The following is a 22,532-nucleotide window of genomic DNA, read 5'->3' on the forward strand; positions in this document are numbered from 1 at the left end:
GAAAAAGCCTGAAGTTTTTAGTTTTTTCAAGCTTAAAAAGGTAACGCAATATTTAGAAAAAAAACTACAAGTAAAAATAATTGAAACTTTTTGTAACAAAATGTGTCTTTTGTGCGTATAACCATTGATAGCAATTTATTCATAACCTATTTTAGGACAAAATCACAACTTATTTAGATGAGACAACTTAAGATTACCAAACAGGTAACTAACCGTGAAACCGCGTCTTTAGACAAATACTTACAAGAAATTGGAAAAGTTGACTTAATTACTGCAGACGAAGAAGTAGAATTAGCACAACGAATCAAGGCTGGCGACCAGATTGCACTTGAAAAATTGACAAAAGCTAATTTACGTTTCGTAGTATCGGTAGCTAAGCAATATCAAAACCAAGGGTTAACGTTACCAGATTTAATTAACGAAGGTAATTTAGGACTAATTAAAGCTGCACAACGTTTTGACGAAACACGTGGTTTTAAATTTATATCCTATGCTGTTTGGTGGATTAGACAATCTATTTTACAAGCGTTAGCAGAACAATCTAGAATTGTGCGTTTACCGCTTAACAAGATTGGATCTATTAATAAAATAAACAAAACGTTTGCCTTTTTAGAGCAAGCACATGAGCGTCCTCCAAGTGCAGAAGAGATTGCAAAAGAATTAGATATGACTATTAACGATGTTAAAGAGTCTATGAAAAATTCTGGACGTCACGTTAGTATGGATGCGCCTTTAGTAGAAGGTGAAGATTCTAATTTATACGATGTATTAAACTCTGGTGAGTCGCCAAATCCAGATCGTGAGCTTTTACATGAGTCTTTACGTACAGAAATTGAGCGTGCTTTAGAAACTTTAACGCCTCGTGAAGCTGATGTTATTAGATTATATTTTGGTTTAGGTAACCAACACCCAATGACGTTAGAAGAAATTGGTGAAACCTTTGATCTAACCAGAGAACGTGTAAGACAAATTAAAGAAAAAGCTATACGTAGATTAAAACATACGTCTAGAAGTAAAATACTGAAAACATACTTAGGATAACACTAAGTGACAATAACAAACAGTTATTCATAACTGTTCGTTTTTTGATTGATGAAAGAACCCGAAGCTGATTACTTCGGGTTCACTCATTTTATAAACTATCGTTAATATCTTTTAAAGCAATTAGTAAAGACATCGCTTCTACTTATTTATATTTGTGCAAACAACACAAACTACTACTCTAATGGCTGAAAAATTAATTGCTCCTTCCATGCTTGCTGCCGATTTTGGCAATTTACAACGCGATACCGAAATGGTTAATAATAGTGATGCCGACTGGTTTCATATAGATGTTATGGATGGACATTTTGTACCCAACATCTCTTACGGAATGCCAGTAATTGCTGCTATTAAAAAACACGCTACTAAGCCATTAGATGTGCATTTAATGATTGAAAAACCTGAGCGTTACATTGAAGAATTTGCAAAAGTTGGCGCAGATATTATTACTGTGCATCATGAATCTACAGTACATTTGCATAGAACATTAAGGCAAATTAAAGATGCTGGTTGCAAAGCAGGTATAGTCTTAAACATAACTACACCAGTGTCTGTTTTAGAAGATATTTTACCAGAATGTTACATGGTATTACTAATGTCTATAAATCCTGGTTTTGGTGGTCAAAAATTTGAAGAGGTCACTTACCAACGTGTACGCAAATTGCGTAACATGATTAACGAGCAAGGTTTAGATACTAAAATTGAAATTGATGGTGGTGTCACAGATAAAAATATCCAAAAACTAGTTGAAGCTGGTGCTGATGTTTTTGTTGCTGGTAGCCATGTGTTTAAAAGTAACAATCCAAAACAAACCATTGCTAATCTGAAAACTTTAGCAAACTCATAAAAAAAGGCTCCAAGATTTGGAGCCTTTATAAATTACTTATTTAGCAACATTGTTTTCCCTTAAAACTGATTAATTAAGTAATTTATTAAATCTGTTGTAGTTACAATACCAACCAATTTTCCGTTATCTACAACAGGTAATGCATGAAATTCTTTTGTTGCTAACAATTCTGCAACTTCTTTAATTGTGGTAGCACTAGACACGCTTACCAAGTTTTTAGCCATCACTTGCTCTATTGTAAACATATTATACACTACACTTTCTACGTCTAAAGCATACTCGTCTGCTGCATCTGCAAAACTAATTCTTAGTAAATCTGTGTAACTTAACATACCTATAATAGCCTCACCACTAACTACTGGAATATGTCTAATATTATGCTGTTTAAATAATTGTTCGGCTTGTTCTAAATCGTCTGTTTTATTTAATGAAATGACATGTTTAGTCATTATTTCTGCTACTGGTGTTCTTTTTTTCATGAGTATTGGCTTTTAAATTCATTATTAAAGTTAGTATTAATAAACCTTAATAAACATGATAAAAGTCAGTAGAATCGAAATTAGTAACCTGCAAAATTAAAATTAAGCATTTGCTTCACTTTTGTGTAAATCTCTGGAAATTGAGATTTGAAGTCTTGAGGAGTTTCTATAAAGGATTCGATAATTACAGAAACAAATTCAAATTGATTGGTATAAGCATAATCCCTAAAATATTTTGAAGCGACAAGGCGGTTTTTGTAATCTTCATTGTTTTCAAGATAATCAGCAATATCTGCAAAACTGTTTAAAAACACTGCTGCTTTTGGACCACGTGTCTGTAAATTATCAATATGAATAGCATGAACAAACTCATGAATAGCCAAGTTATAGTTGTCATTCTCTATAGAGTAACCATACAAGAAATCTTCCCATGAAAATACTATTGCATTGTAAGCTGGATTAAATTCGCCTTTATGCAACTGTTGGTTGGTATTAGAATAAAATGCTTCTGGGTACAGTATAACCTTATTTAATAATTTGATGTTATATCTTCTAAAACCAAAGGTTAACATAGTTGCTGTAGCAGCTACTAGCACTTTCATTTGGTCTGTAATTTGCAGATTGTCTTTACCAATATATTGATGTGTGCCTATAAATTGTGCGACACGATGTTCAAAATAGGTTTGATGTTTTGGAGATAATTTTTTAAAAAATGAAAACTCATTTTTTAAAATAAAAATCTGAGCTGGACTTAACTTTTTTAACCTTAAATAAAAATGATTATATAATGGTTTTTTAAATTTTGAAACATACTGAAACTCGACAATCAGATATATTCTGTACAGAACAAATAAGATAATTACAACGGTTCCTACAGCTAGGACATATTTGTAAACTAACGGATTTTCTTCAAGTTCTGATTGAGATTGAAATAAGCTAAACAATTTTATAACCATTATTCAAAAAAAGAATCATTAAGGTTTAGTGCTGCTTGCCAACCTTTTTGTCGACTCACTAAAAAATCTTTTTTTGCGTTTGCCATATCGTTTAGTTTTAAATAAGATACACCTCTACTATACTCTGGCCTACCATTATCTAAATATTTATCATCTATAACTTTAGTAAAATACGGTATTGCGTTTTGATAGTTTTTGGTAAGATTTTCAAGTAATCCTAATTTAAAATGCGTTGGTAGATTATTAGGCTCTATGTTTAACACTTTTAAAAAATTAACTCTGGCATTAGCATAATCTTTATTATTAAAATACTTATTTCCTTCTTGGAAATACTTAGTCATTTCTTCAATGACACTTTCATCTAATGTACTAGCTATGATATCAGATTTTGACTTTTTGGACATAATTGTTTTAAGCTCACTTTTAAACTTTAAAAGGTTTTCGTCATAAGGAAAACTTTCTAAAGCATAATTAATCTTACTTAGTGCCAAAGAGTCGTCTCTATAATACCTTCTAATATCGTTAGACATGCCAATCCATCCAAGTATATTTTTAGGTCTCACCCTAAAGTGTCTATCGTATAAGTTAAACAATGCTGCTGTGTCTTTTTTTCTTTTGTAATAATCTCTTAAAATGTAGAAATTTGATTCTATACTTGGTGCTAAATCAAAAACTTCTTTAGAATAAAACAGTGCGCTATCTTCTTTTTTAGTGGCATTAAAAACCATAGCTTTCAAAGTTTTTGGCCAGATATTATTTTCTACTGTAGCTATAGATTTATCTAAATGTACATTTGCTTTTTTATACTGCTTACTATTAATAGCGTACATTGCTTTAATATCATCATTAGTCATACCTATTTGGTTTACATAAGGAAAATCTGGCAACATTCTACTAACCTGATCATAAGTATAATTAAATTTTGAAGTAAAAGCGTCTTTAGTTTTCACTTCTCCCATTAAAGTGTACTGAACTGTTGATGATTTATAATCTTTGTAATGACTAAAAAGATTTATAAACATAATTACAGTAATTATTGATCCTATAATTTTAATACTTTTAGGTAATATATGCTTATCAGAGTTTTTATTTTTACTAATTGAAAAGCTTAAAATAATTGCAAGTATACATGCGAGAATAATTTGAATTGGAGCTCTATGATGAGGAAAATTAAAGAAGGCATCAATTGCGTAACTTAACAAAGCTAAAGCAATAGTAATTAAGAAAAATTTCTCTAAATCAGTTTTTAGATTTCTATACTTTTGGATAAGTATTATAAAACTTAAAACATAAACTATTACATATAGTAAAAAACCTATCACGCCAGTCTCTGCTAAAGCCTGTAAAAAATCATTATGGACGTGAGTTGAAAATAAAAATCCTTTTCTGTCATAATTAATCAAAAGTTCTTTTTTGGAATTATGTCGCCAATTACCAATCCCAACTCCAATTATTGGTGATGTTTTAAAATCTTTAATAGCCGATTTCCAAATGTACTCTCTACCGGAACCTTGTATTAAATTTGTTTTGGCTTTAGGATTATATAGGTCTTTCTCACTTTTTGGAAAAAACAACTCATTATAAGTATTAAATTTATCCTTGTAAATTTTATTCACTGATATTGAACTCCCATAAGCTATAATTGCAGTTATAAACAAAGGTAAAATCACACCTATACTTTTCTTAAACGAGTATTTGGAAACTACAAAATAAGCTATTGAAAACGTAGCTAAAACAACTAACATAATTAAAACTGATGTTCTCGCTCCAATTAATAACAAGCTAGTTATCACAAATAACACAGCCACCAAACTAATTATTTTTTTTAGACCCTTTAACTGTAGGAATAAGTATAATAAAAATGGCAACTTTATTACTATTGCAGATCCAAGAATATTTGGATTACCATATCTATGTGGAATTCCAAAAATTAATTCTTCTGTTCTTAACTCATTTAGTCTTGAAAAAAAATAGTAGACTACCTCAAATGATTCTATAAATAATATGATACTCATTACTATACTCAGTCCTAAAAAACCAAATCCTTTTTTTCTTCTAAAGACAAGAAATAAGTTAAAGACTGAACATATAAAAGTGAAAATCCTAGATAGATAGATGACGCTTTCGTCAATTATAATGGATTGTGTCATGGAAATGCAAGACACTAAAAAAATTGCCAATTGAATACCAAAAAATAGTTTAACATATTTTGACATTGAAAAGGACAAATATTCTAAATTAAAAAGATAAAATATAAAAACACCAGTATTAAGAATACCAAGATAAAACCACTGTGTTGAAGCAAAATCAAATGCCCCAAAATTAGGCACAAAAACTGTCAATAGATATAGTACTACTATTATATAGTCAGAAATTTTGGTTGTATTTGAAAGTTCTTTCATTATTAAAATCTAAATAATATAATTAGTGTTAATTAGCTACAAAATAGCATTTTTACAAATCAACTTACAAAAAATACATAATTTAATTTTATCAATCTCTTAGTATAAACGTATGTTGATTGCTATGACTTAAAGCTCCGCTTTGATAATAAAAAAGATTTTTTTACAAATTCAAGCAAGCTTGATTTGACTTTTATTAGGATTACTTCGCTTCGCTTCGTTATCCTCAAAGCTCCGCTTTGATAATAAAAAAGATTTTTTTACAAATTCAAGCAAGCTTGATTTGACTAAAATCTTTTTTATTCATTCGTGACCTCGAGAGGATTCGAACCTCCAACCCTCAGAGCCGAAATCTGATATTCTATCCAGTTGAACTACGAGGCCTAATACTATTAAGATAATTTAGCCTTTACAATAGTAGATATGGTTTTACCATCTGCCTTTCCTGCCAATTGTCCACTAACCATTCCCATAACTTTACCCATATCTTTCATACCATCTGCTCCTGTTTTTGCGATAACATCATCTACTATTTTAGCAATCTCTTCCTCACTCATGGCTTCTGGTAAAAACTGAGCTATAACTTCTGCTTCAGCTAATTCTGGTGCTGCTAAATCTTCTCGACCTTGTTCTAAAAATATTGCTGCACTGTCCTTACGTTGCTTAACTTGTTTTTGAAGTATTTTAAGCTCTTCTGCTTCCGTTAATTCTGCTTTTGCGCCAGTTTCTGTCTGTGCTAAAAGTATGGCAGATTTAACTGCTCTTAAAGCTGTTAACGCAACAGTATTTTTACTTTTCATTGCCTCTTTTAAGGCTGTCATTATATCTTTAGATAAACTCATTTTATTTTGTTTTTTAGAACTACGAATATAAGTAAAAGTATTGATTTTGAATGTGATTAGGTTTAGTCTACAGAAACTAGTCTTAATAAACCTTACTGTAAGCTCAACCAACTATTTTGAGTGCGACTATGTGCTTTCAAAATTGGGTTTTACTAAAAAAAACCCGGAAAGTTTGAGGGAACTTTTCGGGTTAAAAATGGATTAATTTAAGTGATTAGTTTCCGAAACATTTCGGAATAAATTCAACTAACTATTTTAATAATAGCGTTTTATTAATCTACGTTATCATGTAAGAAAGAGTTGTTACTTCTTAATTGAATATCATCATTATCATCAACACTTAGTGTTGTTTTAGAAATATTATTATCTGATGAATGTTGACTATCGTCTAACTCTAATCCTTGACGTTTATATGCTGGAATTTTCTCTATATCTTCAATTTTAGAACTATTGAATTTATGATTAAAATTCTTCATTTTTTTTCTGCGCTCGTCTGCTCTACTTTTTAATAACTCTGAGATTGGCGTATTCATAGGATCCACCTCTGTTTCAGTCACATCTTCCTCAGCATCTTCAACAGTTTTTTGTTCAAAAGCTACTTCTTTATCAATTTCAACTTTAGGTTCAGCCACTTTATTAATTGCAGAATTTACCTCAACATAATCATCTAATGCGTATCTTACTTCACCTGTTTCAGAGTTTTCGGTCACGGGAATAATTTCGACAAAATCATTCACTTCCATATCGTTAACCTCTTCCGTTAAATTCATAACCACTGGACTATCCTCTTCAACTTTTGGCTCAACAACTGGCTCTGATAATGGCATATCAAAACTTAACGTGATTTGTTGTTTCTCTTCTTCCTCCTCTATTCTAATAGGTTCTTCTACCTCTGCATTAGAAACAGTTGTAATATTAAAATCTTCTGTATCTTCTACATTAACATCAACTTCAGAGTAAATAACATCCATATCTTTAATAAGCTCACTAGTTGGTATTAAATCCAAATCGTCATAGCTTACTGCTGCTTTTTGTTTGTTTATTTGAGCCATTTCAAAAGCAGACAACTCATCTTCGGTATCTTCTTCAATATCTAAGGTATGTTTTACTACTGCTTGAGGCGTGTCTTGTGCATCTTCTAACTCTATATTTGGTAAGATTATAGCAGGCTCTCTATCGTTACCACTTAAATCTTGTTCCATATTTTGATCATCTTCCAAAGCATGGATTACTTTTTTAATTTCAGTATTCGAAATTTCGTTTTGCTGCTCGACATCAAATCCAGTTGCAATGATTGTTACAGAAATTGACTCTTCTAAGCTTTCATCTTCACCAACACCCATAATGATATTGGCACCATGACCAGCTTCGTTTTGTATGTGATCGTTAATTTCTCCAATTTCATCAATAGTAATTTCTTGAGCTCCAGAAACGATTAGCAACAATACGTTTTTGGCTCCAGTTATTTTATTATCATTTAATAACGGAGAATCTAATGCTTTTGAAATCGCTTCGTGTGCTCGGTTTTGTCCCGAAGCTTCAGCAGATCCCATTATAGCAGTTCCGCTATTACTTAATACTGTTTTAGCGTCACGTAAATCGATGTTTTGTGTGTAGTGATGTGTAATAACTTCTGCAATACCACGTGCTGCAGTAGATAATACCTCATCTGCTTTAGAAAAACCTGCTTTAAAACCTAGGTTACCATAAACCTCACGTAATTTATTGTTGTTTATTACTACTAAACTATCGACTTCTTTACGTAATTTTTCAATCCCTTCTTGGGCTTGTTCATTACGCATTTTACCTTCAAACTGAAAAGGCATGGTAACAATACCTACTGTTAAAATATCTAAGTCTTTAGCCATTTTAGCAATTATTGGTGCTGCACCTGTACCAGTTCCTCCACCCATTCCTGCAGTAATAAATACCATTTTTGTGTTAGTATCTAACATACGTTGGATGTCATCAAAACTCTCAACCGCAGATTGCTCTCCTACATTTGGATTAGCTCCTGCACCAAGTCCTTCTGTAAGGTTAACACCCAATTGAATTTTGTTTGGCACTCCACTGTTTTGTAGTGCTTGCGCATCTGTATTACAGATTACAAAATCTACACCTTTAATGCCTTGAAGGAACATGTGATTGATAGCATTACTACCTCCACCACCTACACCGATGACTTTAATGACATTAGATTGATTTTTTGGAAGATCGAATGCTATGTTTTCGAATTCGTTGTTGCTGCTCATAAATTCTAGTTTTCTGGATCAATTATTATTTTAAAGCGATACATACTCGCTTATGTTATCTTTAATTTTATTCTGCGTTATCTAAAAAGTCTTTGACTCTTTCTGTTAACGTATCTAAAAACGACTTACGTTGTTTTTTTGGTGGTTCTACTTTTTCTACTTCTGGAGTATTTTCATCTTCGCCTTGAGCCTGAATTTCTTCTTCAATTTTAGCTTCCGCTTTTTTGCGGTCTTGACGTTTTAATCCGTCCATCACTAATCCTACTGCTGTTGCAAATAAAGGACTTGTAATCGCATCATCACTATCTCCTGCAAGATGCTCGTTAGGATACCCAATTCTGGTATCCATTCCTGTAATATATTCTACTAATTGTTTTAAATGCTTTAACTGGCTTCCTCCTCCTGTTAAAACAATACCTGCTATTAGCTTCTTTTTTTGTTCTTCGTGTCCGTAATTTTTAATTTCGACATAAACTTGCTCTACTATTTCTACAACACGTGCATGAATAATTTTAGACAGGTTTTTTAAGGTGATTTCTTTAGGATCACGACCTCTTAAACCTGGAATAGACACTATTTCATTATCCTTATTTTCTCCTGGCCATGCGCTACCGAATTTGATTTTTAATAATTCGGCTTGCTTTTCTATAATAGAACAGCCTTCTTTAATATCTTCTGTAATTACATTACCTCCAAATGGGATAACTGCTGTATGACGAATAATACCATCTCTGAAAATAGCTAAATCTGTTGTACCACCTCCTATATCAATTAAAGCAACTCCTGCTTCTTTTTCTTCTTGACTTAGTACTGCATTAGCACTTGCTAAAGGCTCTAAGGTGATCCCTTCTAATGCTAAACCTGCACTTTGTACACAGCGTCCAATATTTCTAATAGATGATACTTGCCCAACTACTACATGAAAATTTGCTTCTAAACGTCCACCATACATGCCGATTGGCTCTTTAATTTCGGCTTGACCATCAATTTTATACTCTTGTGGTAAGACGTGTATAATCTCTTCTCCTGGAAGCATTACCAATTTATGTACTTGATTGATTAATCGTTCTATATCATCTTCATCTATAACTGTTTCGCTATTAGGTCTTGTAATATAATCGCTGTGTTGTAAACTTCTTATGTGTTGTCCAGCAATTCCAACAGTTACACCTTCTATCTTTAATGCTGCAGCAGCTTCTGCTTCTTGAATGGCTAATTGAATAGATTGAATAGTTTGTGTTATGTTATTAACCACACCACGATGCACACCCAAACTTTTAGACTTACCAATGCCTAAAATTTCGACTTTATCATATTCGTTTTTACGACCAATCATAGCCACAATTTTTGTGGTTCCTATGTCTAATCCTACTGCAATGTTTTGCTCCATAACTTATGCTTTTGTACACACAACTTGATTACCAAATTGCAAGTTTACTTTACTGTAATTGTTTAAGGTTTTATCCTTTGTCGCTTTAAGATAAAAGGCTTTTAGATTGTTTATTTTTTTATCCAATTGCTTCAAACTTCCTAATTTGACTATAAACTCACATTGTCTCAGCTTAAGATCTATAGTCCCATTCTTATTTTGATGAATGCGAACTACATGCTTTTTTAAAAATTCGTCTTCCTGAATTTTTATTGCCATTTTATGTGCGTTCTCTAAGGTTTTTTTATTGACAAAACCGGTAACAATTGGGACGCGTTCTGTATAGTTTTTTGATAATGGCATATAACCTCCATTACTATCTATATAGTACGACGCGTCTGTTACCACTCTAGCAATAGGTGTTTTTTGTTTAACCTTAGCTGTTAAATTACCTGTTACACTAACGTAAACGTCTGCAAACTCTACAATTGGGTTTGCGTTTAGAGTCGTTTCTAACAAGTTCAAATCTAAAATTTCTTTAGGTTCATTTGTAACGGACTGTTGATTTTGTATTAACAACTTACTAACATCTTCTTGTGTCATAAAAAGATTGTTGTTTCCAAGGAATTCCACATGAGGTTTGGATACTGTTCTTTTAGCATTTCTTTTAGAAGAAAACGCATACAAAAACACTACTAAACCTAGTAGAACTAACAGTTTTATGTCATTCCAATTAACTTTCATTTTGAAGTGCTTTTTTAATTTTTAAAACTTCTGCACCTATATCTCCAGCTCCTATAGTTAAAATAATATCTGCTGTACTTTCTTTTATATTTTTAATTAAAGTGTCTTTGGTTACTAGTTTTTTATTTTTTGAAGTCATTAAACTAAATAACCATTCTGAAGTCACACCGTCAATTGGTAACTCTCTTGCTGGATAAATATCTAACAATAAGACCTCATCAAATTGCGATAAACTTGTAGCAAATTCTTGAGCAAAATCTTGAGTCCTTGAAAACAAATGTGGTTGAAAAATGGCTAATACTTTTTTATTAGGATACATTTCTCTAACTGCCTGATGGACTGCATTAATTTCTTCTGGATGATGTGCATAATCATCGATATACACTAAATTATCTGTCTTTATCTGATAAGTAAATCTACGCATTACACCTTTATAAGACGCTAAAGCTTTGGCGAGCTGCTGGACAGGGACTCCATATTCTACAGACATCGCCAGAGCGACTAAAGCATTTGATAAATTATGTCTACCAGGTAGGTTAAATTGCAAATTTTTAAGCACTGTTTTTGGTGTTTTTACATCAAAAACATAGGTGCCATTTTCTATTGTTATGTTTTGTGCAGCATAATCTGCATCATCATCTATTCCGTAAGTTATTCCTTTAATTGGAAGACCATTTTTGACAAATAATTTTCCGTTAGGTTTTAATTGTTTTGTAAAATCTTCAAACGAAGCTATCAATGCTGAAGCATCTCCATAAATATCTAAATGGTCTGCATCCATGGACGTGATACAAGCCATATCTGGATGTAAGGTTAGGAAGGAACGATCAAACTCGTCTGCCTCAACCACACTCACCTCAGTTCCGTTAAGAATTAAATTGGAATTGTAATTTTCGCTAATTCCGCCCAAAAATGCAGTTAGTGGTACATTACACTCGTGTAACAAATGCCCTAAAATACTAGTTGTAGTTGTTTTACCATGTGTACCAGCAACTGCTAAACAAAACGTATTTTGAGTAATTAACCCTAATACCTGCGAGCGTTTTAAAACAGTAAACCCATTGTTTTTAAAGTAAGTCAGCTCCATGTGACTTTTAGGCACTGCAGGTGTATAAATAATTAAGGTCGTTTCTGGATTTAAAAAACGGTTATCCAAATTAGCTACAGAATCTTTAAAATGAATGGCGATATCTAAATCTACAAGACTATCTGTAATATGTGTTTTAGTTTTATCATAACCAGCAACACACTTACCATTGGCTTTAAAATAGCGTGCTAATGCAGACATACCTATGCCTCCAATACCTATAAAGTAAATGTTATGTATGTTATTTAAATTCATTACTTATTTAGAAGTTTTTCTACTTCGTCTGCGATATCTTTTGTAGCATTAACTAATGCTAATTTTTTTATATTTTTACTTAACTCTTCTTGTTTTTCTCTTGAAGCTACTAATTGCCCAAATTTATTTTTAAAGTCTACTTTTAAATCTTCTTGTGCTATTAAAAGTGCTGCATTTTCATTTACAATAGCTGCAGCATTTTTGGTTTGATGGTCTTCTGCAACATATGGAGAAGGCACAAAAATGGTTGGCTTACCAACTATACACAGCTCGCTTACAGAACTTGCTCCAGCTCGAGAAATAATAAAATCTGCAGCTGCATAAGCATAATCCATTCTGTTTATAAATTGATGCACTTGTACATGCTTTGTGTTTCCGTAAAGTTTATAATTTTGGTAGTATAACTTTCCACATTGCCATATGATTTGAATGTTTAGCGTTTGCAAAAAATCCAATTCATTAACCATTAATTCGTTAATCGCTTTTGCACCAAGACTCCCTCCTAAAACCAATAAGGTTTGTTTGCCTTCTTCTAATTGAAAATGCTTGATGGCTTCAACTCTTTTAGAGGAAATGTCTAATAAATCTTGACGCACAGGATTACCTGTTTTTATAATTTTGTTGGCAGGAAAAAAACGCTCTAATCCATTATAGGCAACACAAATTTTTTGAACTTTTTTTGATAATAATTTATTAGTGATTCCTGGATATGAGTTTTGTTCTTGAATTAAACTTGGAATTCCTTTTGAAGTAGCTACTTGTAAAAGAGGTCCACTTGCAAAACCACCAGTTCCAATTGCTACGTCAGGTTTAAACTGATTTACAATTTGTCTAGCATTCCATAAGCTATTTATTAACTTAAATGGAAACATCATATTTTTAAGCGTTAGTTTTCTTTGAATACCAGAAATCCATAACCCTTTTATAGCATAACCTGCTTGCGGAACTTTTTCCATTTCCATACGGTCTTTAGCTCCAACAAATAAAAATTCTGCGTTTGGAAAACGTCTTTTTAATTCGTTAGCTATCGCAATTGCAGGATAGATGTGACCACCTGTTCCGCCACCACTTAAAATAATTTTATATGCTTTGTTTGTGTTACTCACTTTTAATCCTCTAATGTTTCTGATAAAATCTCTAACGGATTCTCTACAACTACTTGTTTTTCTTTTTGTATAATTTCTTCACGCTTTGCACTAACGCTTAAAATAATACCAATTGCTAAACAGGTCATCCAAATACTAGTCCCACCACTACTTATTAATGGTAGTGTCTGTCCTGTTACAGGAAACAACTCAACTGCTACAGCCATATTTATCATTGCTTGAAAAATAATGGGTATACCTACACCCAATACTAATAACTTACCAAAAATGGTATCTGCTTTTTGTGCGACAATTATGATTCTAAATAATAACCACATATATAAAATCATTAAAGCAAAACCACCTAACAATCCATATTCTTCAACAATTATGGCGTAAATAAAATCTGAAGACGATTGCGGTAAAAAGTTTTTTTGAATACTTTTTCCAGAACCAACACCAACAACTCCTCCTGATGCTATTGCTATTTTAGCTTTCTCTATTTGGTAATCTTCTTCTGTGTCTTCTCCATTAAAAAAACTTTCAATTCTACTAGTCCAAGTATCAACTCTATTAGGCATAGCTTCAGGAAATGCTCTTGCGATTAATACAAACAATGCTAAGCCTGCAACTCCTGCTAAGCCCATTGCAATAAGATATCTTAATGGATAACCACCTAAAAATAGTAATGCGCAAGCCATCACAAAAATAATAGCTGTTGTAGAAAAATTAGATGGTAAAATAAGTGCTAATATGATAAAAACCGGAATCCAAAGAGGTAATATAGACTCTTTAAATGTGATGGTTTTATCTTTAATTTTTGATAAATATCTCGCGATGTAAACCATTAATACTACTGCTGCCAAAGTAGACGTTTGAAAAGACATATTAACAAACGGTATGCGTATCCAACGACTAGCATTAGCACCTTGTATTGTGGTGCCTTGTAAAATAGTCAATATTAATAACACAAATACAATTGGCAACATCACCATAGATAAGCCTCTAAAGTATCGGTACGGAATTTTATGCACACCATACATAATAGAAAACCCTAAAAATAAATGCATGAAATGTTTAACAAAATAACCAAAGGTATTTCCATCGCCACCAATATATGCTAAGTTACTTGCTGCACTGTAAACAGGCAAAAAAGAAAATATAGCTAATAGTGCAGCTATTGCCCATATTAACCTGTCTCCTTTTATGTTATTAAATACTGTTTGCATCACATCTACCCTTACGGACATTTCCCAAAGGGAAAGATTTTTTTATTAATGTTTTTTAGATTTCTTCCTATACAGGAATTTGTTATAAATTTCTTACTGCATCTTTAAATTGACGACCTCTATCTTCATAATTTTCAAATAAATCAAAACTTGCACAAGCTGGTGATAGTAATACATTATCTCCTGCTTCCGCAATTTTGTATGCTATTTTTACAGCTTCACTCATAAACTGAGTTTCTACGATAATATCAACCATTTTCCCAAAGCTTGCCATAAGTTTTTCATTATCTACACCTAAACAAACAATAGCCTTTACTTTTTCATTTATAAACGGATACAACTCTTCATAATTATTTCCTTTATCTACACCTCCAACTATCCAAACTGTTGGTGCTTCCATACTTTCTAACGCAAAATACGTTGCATTAACATTGGTAGCTTTAGAGTCGTTTATGTACTGTACTTTATTAATCTTCAATACATTTTCTAATCGATGCTCTACACCTTGAAAGTTTTCTAAACTTTCACGAATAGTTTGTTTTCTAATTTTAAGTAAATGTGCTACTGTAGAAGCAGCCATTGCGTTTTTAATGTTGTGTTTACCCTCTAATGCGATGTTTTTTGTTGGCATAATTATCTGGTTATTATCTATGGTTATCTTAATATTATCTTGATCTAAATACGCTCCGTTTTCAATTGTTTTGGTTAGTGAAAACGGTAATAGTGTGGATTGAATGGAATTGTTTTTTAGGTACTCTATAATCACTTCATCATCCGCATCATAAATCAAATAATCGTCTTTAGTTTGATTTTGAGCTATTCTGAATTTTGAAGCGATATAGTTTTCAAACTTATAATCGTAGCGATCTAAATGATCTGGAACAATATTAGTTATGATGGCTATTTTAGGATTAAAATTGAAACAACCATCTAATTGAAAACTGCTAATTTCTAACACATAATTATCAAAATCATGATTCAAAACTTGCTTTGCAAAACTGTCACCAATATTACCTGCTAAACCAACATTTATCTCTTGATTTAACACGTGATGCGTTAACATAGATGTTGTGGTTTTACCATTACTTCCTGTAATGGCTACAATGGTAGCATTAGTATATTTTGAAGCAAATTCTATTTCAGAAATTACCGGAATACCCTTTTTTAAAAGTGCTTTTACCATAGGCACCTTATCTGGTATTCCTGGGCTTTTCATCACGACATCTGCATTTAAAATTTTAGCTTCTGTGTGCTGTTGGTCTTCCCATTCAATATTATTATTTATAAGAACGTTTTTATATTTTTCTTTTATTATTCCTTTATCAGAAACAAAAACTTCGTAGCCTTTTGCCTGCCCTAAAAGTGCTGTGCCTACTCCACTTTCTCCTCCTCCTAATACTACTAAGCGTTTCATTTTATCTTAATTTCAAGGTCACAATGGATAGTATGGCTAGAAAAATTCCGACAATCCAAAACCGTGTCACTATTTTACTTTCGTGATATCCTTTTTTCTGATAGTGATGGTGTAAAGGCGACATTAAAAATACACGTCGTCCTTCACCATACTTTTTTCTTGTATATTTAAAATAGGTGACTTGTATAATGACTGATAAAGATTCTGCAAAGAAGATTCCGCATAGTAAAGGAATTAGTAATTCCTTTCTAACCGCAACTGCTATAACTGCAATCACACCACCAATAGTTAAACTTCCAGTATCACCCATAAAGACTTGTGCTGGATAGGTATTGTACCATAAAAATCCAATGAGAGCTCCCACAAAAGCAGCTATAAACACTACCATTTCACCTAAACGAGGGATGAACATAACATTGAGATAATCTGAGAATACGATGTTTCCAGAAATGAAAGCAAAAATGGCTAATGCAAATACAATTATGGCAGAACTACCTGCTGCTAATCCGTCTATTCCATCTGTTAGATTAGCTCCATTAGAAACAGCTGTTACTATAAAAATGACAATTGGGATAAAAATTAACCACGCATATTTTGCATAATCATCTCCCATCCATGTTATTAAATCTGAGTAATCAAACTCGTTATCCTTTACAAAAGGAATAGTTGTTTTAAGCGATTGCTCTTCTACATTAAACTCCCTTGGTGAATTTTGAGTGATTAATTCGGTTTCATAAATTGGATTAACTTTTTCAGTCTTGATGGTGATTCCTGGGTGAAAATACATGATTGCACCAACAAACAAGCCTAACCCAACTTGACCCATAACTTTAAATTTTCCGCTAAGTCCAGCTTTATCTTTTTTAAATACTTTTATATAATCATCTGTAAAGCCAACAGCTCCCATCCAAAGCATGGTAACAATTAGCATAACTACATAAATATTATCTAATTTGGCTAATAACAATACAGGAATTAAAGTTGCTAATATGATTATAATTCCACCCATAGTAGGTGTACCAGCTTTTTCTAACTGTCCTTCTAAACCTAAATCTCTAACCGATTCTCCAACTTGTTTTTTCTGTAATGCAACTATAATACGTTTACCGAAAATTGTAGAAAACAACAAGGATAATATGATTGCTAAAGCAGCTCTAAAGGTGATAAATTGAAACACACTTGCTCCAGGCATTTGGTATTGTTTTTCTAAAAATTCAAATAAGTAGTATAACATTTATGTTGGTTTTTCTATTTCTGTAATTGTTTTAAAAATTCTTTAACCATTTTAAAGTCATCAAAATCATGACGCTTACCATTAACTTCTTGATAGGTTTCATGTCCTTTACCTGCTATTAAAATGATGTCGTTAGGATTTGCCAATTGACAAGCTGTTTTAATGGCTTGTTTTCTATCTACTATGGACATTGTTTTTTTAAAGTTTTGAGGCTCGACACCTTTTTCAATCTCTTCAATAATAGCTTCTGGTTTTTCGCTTCTTGGATTGTCACTAGTAAAAATGACTTTAGTACTTAAGGCAGAAGCAATGTGACCCATTTTTGGACGTTTAGTGGCATCTCTATCTCCACCACAGCCCACAACAGTAATCACTTCTTCATTTTTGGTTCTAATATCATTGATAGTTTCCAATACATTTTGCAAGGCATCTGGTGTGTGTGCATAATCTACAATAGCAGTTATTTTATCGTCAGATATTAAAAACTGAAATCGTCCACTAACACTTTCAAGTTCACTAATAAGTCTTAAAGTTTCTTCTTTTTCAAGACCAAGTAATTCTGCAGTAGCGAAAATGGCTAGAATATTATACGCGTTAAATGTGCCTATTAATCTTACCCAAACTTCATTACCATTTAGCTTTAATAACAAGCCATTAAACTGGTTTTCTAAAATTTGTGCTTTATAATCTGCGAAGCTTTTTAAAGCATATGTGTATTGCTTTGCCTTAGTGTTTTGAAGCATCACACTTCCATTTTTATCGTCTGCATTAGTTAGTGCAAACGCTGTTTTTGGCAACTCGTCAAAAAAGCGTTTTTTTACATCTCTGTATTCTGCAAACGTGTCGTGATAATCTAAATGGTCATGAGAGAGGTTTGTGAAAATACCGCCTTCAAATTTTAATCCAAGTGTGCGGTTTTGATGAATTCCATGAGAACTTACCTCCATAAAGCAGAATTCTACACCTTCATCATTCATCATTTTTAAATATTGATTTATGGTCAATGAATCTGGCGTCGTATGCGTCGCTGGATATTCTGTGTTATCCACCATAATTTTTACAGTTGATAACAATCCGACTTTATATCCCGCTTTTTTAAATAACTGATACAATAATGAAGCAATAGTGGTTTTACCATTTGTACCAGTTACACCGACTAATTTTAAATTCTCTGAAGGATTGCCATAAAAATTGGCTGCCATAATTGCTAACGCACGACTAGAATCATCAACCTGTATATAGGTTATTCCAGATTTTGTCTTTTTTGGAAGTTGCTCGCAAACTATAGCAATAGCACCTTGTTTTACTGCATTTTCGATAAACTGATGTCCATCTGTCACACTACCTTTTATAGCAACAAACACATCGTTAATAGCTACTTTACGAGAATTAAAATGAACATTGCGCACCAAAATATTAGTACTTCCCACTACCGCATCTAAGGTTACCTTATATAATATGTCTTTTAATGAATTCACGAAGCTTCTAAAACTATGGTTTGATTATTTTTTAATTTGGTGTTTTTACTTACAGATTGGCTTTTTACTGTTCCGACTCCTTGGCATTTTACATTAACTTTTACATTCATGTTTTCTAACAAAGCCAATGCATCCATAACAGGAAGACCAGTGACATCTGGCATAATGGTTTTATAAGTTCTTGCTAGGTTATAATACCCTTCATATTCTTTTTCTACTGAAGCATCTTTAACCTGTAAAGAAGCCACTTGGTCAATTAATGGTGTGTCTGTAAATATTTTTTGAGCTATTTTTTTAAATACTGGTCCAGATACATCTGCACCATAAAATCCTTTTTTAATACTTGGTTTATGAATAATTACAATGCACGAATATTTAGGAGTTTCTGAAGGAAAATAGCCAGCAAAAGAAGAAATGTACCTAGGGTTATCTGCCCAATCTTTCATCCAATATTCAACTCTGGCAGTTCCAGTTTTTCCGCTCATAGAAAAATAATCAGAGTACAAAGAACTACCGGTACCTCTAACTACTACGTTTTTAAGCATCTCTTTTGCAGCGTTAAGCGTTGCATCAGAGCATATCTTGTTATTTATAACTGTTTTTTCAAATACTTCTATAGTTTGATCTAAATCTTTAACTTCTTTGATAAATCTTGGCTTTACCATAACACCATTATTAGCAACTGCGTTATAAAACGCTAGTGTTTGCAATGGTGTAATTTTAAGATTATATCCATAGGCTATGGATGGCAAAGCATTTCTGCTCCACAATTTATCACCAGGTTTCGGCAATACTGGAGCACCTTCACCTTTAATAGATACTCCTAATTTTTTATCAAGATTCCAACTTCTTAAAATGTCTAGAAATCGATTAGGGTCTTTTGCATACGCATTATCAATAACTGTAGCTAAACCAATATTTGAGGATACTTCTAACGCTTTTGCTACTGAAATTTTACCATGTCCACGAGAATCTTTAATACCTCTACCATAAAACACTTTATACCCATTTCCTGTATCAACTACGTCTGATGTATCTACTTTTTTATCTTCCAAAGCAGCCATTAAAGCCATTAGTTTGAATGTAGAACCTGGTTCGTGCGCTTCGTAAACTGCATAGTTTCTTTTTTCGTAGTAATAACCAGCTTCTGTTTTTCCTAGATTGGAAATTGCTTTAACTTCACCTGTTTTTACATCCATAACAACTACAGTTCCATGCTCTGCTTCATATAACTCTAATTGCTCTAATAATGCATGATGAGCTATATCCTGAATATTAACATCTATAGTTGTATATACATCAAAACCATCTTTTGGCTCTACTTGATCGTAGTCTAAAATGGGTTTCCATTGTCCTTTACCAATTTTTTGTTTTAAACGCTTTCCATCTTTTCCTCTTAGATAATCTACACCAAAAGCACCATCAATTCCTGCTCTGGTTATATTGCCTTTATCATCTGTACGCTCATAACCAATGGTACGTTGCGCAACTTCTCCTAAAGGATGTTCGCGTTTTACTTTTTGCTCTACTATTAGTCCGCCTTTAAAAGCGCCTAGTTTTAATAATGGAAACTCTCTAAATTTTAAATAATCCGAATACCCAATATTTTTAACTAAGGAGAAATAACGGTTTTTGTTTGCTCGAGCTTTTGCTAATTCTTTTTGATAATAATTAGACGATTTACCTGTGTACTTAGCTAATGCGTCACTGAGTGGTTTTAACTGAGTTTTGAAGTTTTTTTCTGATGGTGTTACAGCATCAAATAAGATATCGTACTTTGGAATTGACGTTGCCAACAAACTACCGTCAGCAGAATACACATTACCTCTATTAGCAGGAATAACCACATCTTTTAAAGTACGCTCATCTGCTAAGGCTCTATATTTATCTCCATGAACCATTTGTATGGTGATTAATTTTCCAACCACCAAAAGTCCGAAGATGAACATACATCCTGCGACAAAATACAATCTGTTTAATATGTTCTTTTCGTTAACTGACACGATTATTTTGAACTTAGCTTTGTGGTTTAACAATTATCTTTTTTGGCGGAATTACTGAAGGCGCCAAACCCTTTTCTTTCATTTTTTTAACTACGGACGATTCCATTTTAAGTTGCATCAACTTGGTCCTTCCGTCATACAATTGAGACCGTAACTCTTTAACTTGATTATTAAGCTTAGCTATCTCATGTACTTTTTTATCCAAACTGTGCGAACTAGCAATCATTACAATTGCCAAAGCTGAAATAAACAGAATAAGCCTCCAGTTTTTAAAAGAGTCTTCGCTAACTAGAAATGTTCCTCTTAATATGCTGTAAATGCTTTTTTTCATTTTTTTTAGCTTTTCGCTACTAGCACGACTTAAATTCTATAACTTCTCTGCAATGCGCAATTTTGCACTACGCGCTCTGTTGTTTAATTTTATTTCTTCTTTAGTGGGCACTATTAGTCCACCAACTTTTTTTAATGGTACTTCAAAATGTCCAAACACATCACGTTCTGGCTCACCTTCAAACAATCCGTTTCTTATAAACCGTTTAACTAATCTATCTTCTAGACTGTGATAAGAGATTAAACTTAATCGGCCTTTTGGTTTTAAAATTTCTGGTGTTTGTTGCAAAAACTCTTTTAAAGCTTCAATTTCTTGATTAACTTCAATCCTTATGGCTTGATAGATTTGAGCTAATATTTTGTTTTCGTGTTTAGGAGCTAAAAACTTTTGAAGCACTTTTTTAAGTTGCTCGCTGGTTTTTATAACTTCATTTTTACGATGCTCGACAATTAATCTTGCCATAGCTGGAGCAGCACGAAGCTCTCCATATTGAGATAAGACTTGTCTTAGTTGCTCTTCTTCATATTCATTGACTACATGGTAAGCAGACAATTGACTATTTTGGTTCATGCGCATATCCAAATTGGCTTCAAAACGTGTTGAAAACCCTCGTTCTGCGACATCAAACTGATGTGAGGATACTCCAAAATCTGCTAAAACTCCATCTACTTCTTTGACTCCATGAAAGCGCAAAAAGCGTTTGATATATCTAAAATTTTCATGAATAAGTGTAAATCTAGGATCATCAATAGCATTTTCTAGCGCATCTTTGTCTTGGTCAAACGCATATAACTTTCCATTTTCACCCAAACGATTTAAAATTTCTTGACTATGTCCACCACCTCCAAAGGTGACATCTACATAAACGCCATCTTTTTTGATTGCTAAACCATCAACCGTTTCGTGTAATAATACTGGATTATGATATGCTGTCATCTCCATCGTCTTGACCCATTACCTCTTCCGCTAAATCTGCAAAATCACCTGTTGCATCATCAATAGCTTTTTCATACTTCGTTTTGTCCCAAATTTCTACAATATTCACAGCAGAAGACATTACGATATCTTTGGTTATAGAAGCAAAACCAACTAAGTCTTTTGGAATTAACAAACGTCCATTAGCATCTACTTCTACCATTTTTACACCAGCAGTAAACCTGCGGATAAAATCGTTATTCTTCTTTTTAAAACGATTTAGCTTATTTACTTTTTGCATTAACGCATTCCATTCTTGCATAGGATACAATTCCAAACATTCTTGAAACACCGCACGTTTTAACACAAAGCCATTTTGCAACTCAGACGCCAACTGTTTTTTTAATGCAGCAGGTAGCATTAGCCTTCCTTTTGCATCTACTTTACATTCGTATGTTCCTATTAATGAGTTCAAAACCGTTTTGTCTTTGAAAATTTTGTAAAAATCAAATATATTGAAAATTTTACCACATTTTACCACATTTTACCACATTGTTAATAAGTATTCT

The 22,532-nt window shown here is 32.7% G+C and carries 19 protein-coding genes and 1 tRNA gene; 2 read left to right on the top strand and 18 right to left on the bottom strand.

What is annotated here, in order from left to right; genetic code table 11:
• Positions 1–177: 177 nt before the first annotated feature.
• The gene (locus Ollyesu_RS02610; RefSeq protein WP_055435630.1) at positions 178–1,041 is read left to right on the top strand and encodes a sigma-70 family RNA polymerase sigma factor; all 864 of its coding nucleotides are present in this window, start codon (positions 178–180) and stop codon (positions 1,039–1,041) included.
• Between the two features lie 184 nt (positions 1,042–1,225).
• Entirely contained in the window at positions 1,226–1,888 is a 663-nt protein-coding gene (gene rpe / locus Ollyesu_RS02615; protein WP_279302249.1) for a ribulose-phosphate 3-epimerase, read from the top strand.
• 59 nt (positions 1,889–1,947) lie between these two features.
• On the opposite strand, the gene Ollyesu_RS02620 is transcribed toward rpe, so the two are convergent.
• The 18 genes from Ollyesu_RS02620 to mraZ form a co-directional block, all read right to left on the bottom strand.
• A complete protein-coding gene (locus Ollyesu_RS02620; RefSeq protein WP_279302250.1) occupies positions 1,948–2,367 on the bottom strand; it encodes a CBS domain-containing protein in 420 nt (139 codons plus the stop codon).
• An 80-nt stretch (positions 2,368–2,447) separates the two neighbouring features.
• On the bottom strand, positions 2,448–3,311 hold the full coding sequence (locus Ollyesu_RS02625; RefSeq protein WP_279302251.1) for a zinc-dependent peptidase: 864 nt from the start codon (positions 3,309–3,311) through the stop codon (positions 2,448–2,450).
• 11 nt (positions 3,312–3,322) lie between these two features.
• Entirely contained in the window at positions 3,323–5,725 is a 2,403-nt protein-coding gene (locus Ollyesu_RS02630) for an O-antigen ligase family protein (protein WP_279302252.1), read from the bottom strand.
• A gap of 310 nt (positions 5,726–6,035) precedes the next feature.
• Positions 6,036–6,109 (bottom strand) — tRNA-Arg (locus tag Ollyesu_RS02635).
• A gap of 8 nt (positions 6,110–6,117) precedes the next feature.
• Entirely contained in the window at positions 6,118–6,567 is a 450-nt protein-coding gene (locus tag Ollyesu_RS02640; RefSeq protein ID WP_279302253.1) for a GatB/YqeY domain-containing protein, read from the bottom strand.
• A gap of 272 nt (positions 6,568–6,839) precedes the next feature.
• Entirely contained in the window at positions 6,840–8,819 is a 1,980-nt protein-coding gene (ftsZ, locus tag Ollyesu_RS02645; RefSeq protein WP_279302254.1) for a cell division protein FtsZ, read from the bottom strand.
• A gap of 67 nt (positions 8,820–8,886) precedes the next feature.
• On the bottom strand, positions 8,887–10,209 hold the full coding sequence (gene ftsA / locus Ollyesu_RS02650; protein ID WP_279302255.1) for a cell division protein FtsA: 1,323 nt from the start codon (positions 10,207–10,209) through the stop codon (positions 8,887–8,889).
• A 3-nt stretch (positions 10,210–10,212) separates the two neighbouring features.
• Positions 10,213–10,932: a cell division protein FtsQ/DivIB gene (locus Ollyesu_RS02655; protein WP_279302256.1), complete on the bottom strand. Its 720-nt coding sequence runs from the start codon at positions 10,930–10,932 to the stop codon at positions 10,213–10,215.
• The gene (gene murC / locus Ollyesu_RS02660; protein WP_279302257.1) at positions 10,922–12,274 is read right to left on the bottom strand and encodes a UDP-N-acetylmuramate--L-alanine ligase; all 1,353 of its coding nucleotides are present in this window, start codon (positions 12,272–12,274) and stop codon (positions 10,922–10,924) included. The genes Ollyesu_RS02655 and murC overlap by 11 nt, the downstream gene beginning before the upstream one ends.
• Positions 12,274–13,380, bottom strand: coding sequence for an undecaprenyldiphospho-muramoylpentapeptide beta-N-acetylglucosaminyltransferase (murG, locus tag Ollyesu_RS02665; RefSeq protein WP_279302258.1), 1,107 nt, complete (start codon positions 13,378–13,380; stop codon positions 12,274–12,276). Before murG ends, murC begins: the two co-directional genes overlap by 1 nt.
• Positions 13,381–13,382: 2 nt before the next feature.
• Positions 13,383–14,588, bottom strand: coding sequence for an FtsW/RodA/SpoVE family cell cycle protein (locus Ollyesu_RS02670; protein WP_279303054.1), 1,206 nt, complete (start codon positions 14,586–14,588; stop codon positions 13,383–13,385).
• Between the two features lie 82 nt (positions 14,589–14,670).
• The gene (murD, locus tag Ollyesu_RS02675) at positions 14,671–16,002 is read right to left on the bottom strand and encodes a UDP-N-acetylmuramoyl-L-alanine--D-glutamate ligase (protein ID WP_279302259.1); all 1,332 of its coding nucleotides are present in this window, start codon (positions 16,000–16,002) and stop codon (positions 14,671–14,673) included.
• A 1-nt stretch (position 16,003) separates the two neighbouring features.
• The gene (gene mraY, locus Ollyesu_RS02680) at positions 16,004–17,236 is read right to left on the bottom strand and encodes a phospho-N-acetylmuramoyl-pentapeptide-transferase (protein WP_279302260.1); all 1,233 of its coding nucleotides are present in this window, start codon (positions 17,234–17,236) and stop codon (positions 16,004–16,006) included.
• A gap of 14 nt (positions 17,237–17,250) precedes the next feature.
• Positions 17,251–18,714: a UDP-N-acetylmuramoyl-L-alanyl-D-glutamate--2,6-diaminopimelate ligase gene (locus Ollyesu_RS02685; protein WP_279302261.1), complete on the bottom strand. Its 1,464-nt coding sequence runs from the start codon at positions 18,712–18,714 to the stop codon at positions 17,251–17,253.
• Positions 18,711–20,663, bottom strand: coding sequence for a penicillin-binding protein (locus Ollyesu_RS02690; RefSeq protein WP_279303055.1), 1,953 nt, complete (start codon positions 20,661–20,663; stop codon positions 18,711–18,713). Before Ollyesu_RS02690 ends, Ollyesu_RS02685 begins: the two co-directional genes overlap by 4 nt.
• A gap of 67 nt (positions 20,664–20,730) precedes the next feature.
• Positions 20,731–21,048 (bottom strand): FtsL-like putative cell division protein, encoded by a 318-nt coding sequence (locus Ollyesu_RS02695; protein ID WP_279302262.1) that lies wholly within the window; start codon positions 21,046–21,048, stop codon positions 20,731–20,733.
• Positions 21,049–21,084: 36 nt separating this feature from the next.
• Entirely contained in the window at positions 21,085–21,990 is a 906-nt protein-coding gene (rsmH, locus tag Ollyesu_RS02700) for a 16S rRNA (cytosine(1402)-N(4))-methyltransferase RsmH (RefSeq protein ID WP_279302263.1), read from the bottom strand.
• The gene (gene mraZ, locus Ollyesu_RS02705; protein ID WP_279302264.1) at positions 21,968–22,438 is read right to left on the bottom strand and encodes a division/cell wall cluster transcriptional repressor MraZ; all 471 of its coding nucleotides are present in this window, start codon (positions 22,436–22,438) and stop codon (positions 21,968–21,970) included. The genes rsmH and mraZ overlap by 23 nt, the downstream gene beginning before the upstream one ends.
• Between the last annotated feature and the right edge of the window lie 94 nt (positions 22,439–22,532).

Source organism: Olleya sp. YS, assembly GCF_029760915.1.
GTDB lineage: Bacteria > Bacteroidota > Bacteroidia > Flavobacteriales > Flavobacteriaceae > Olleya.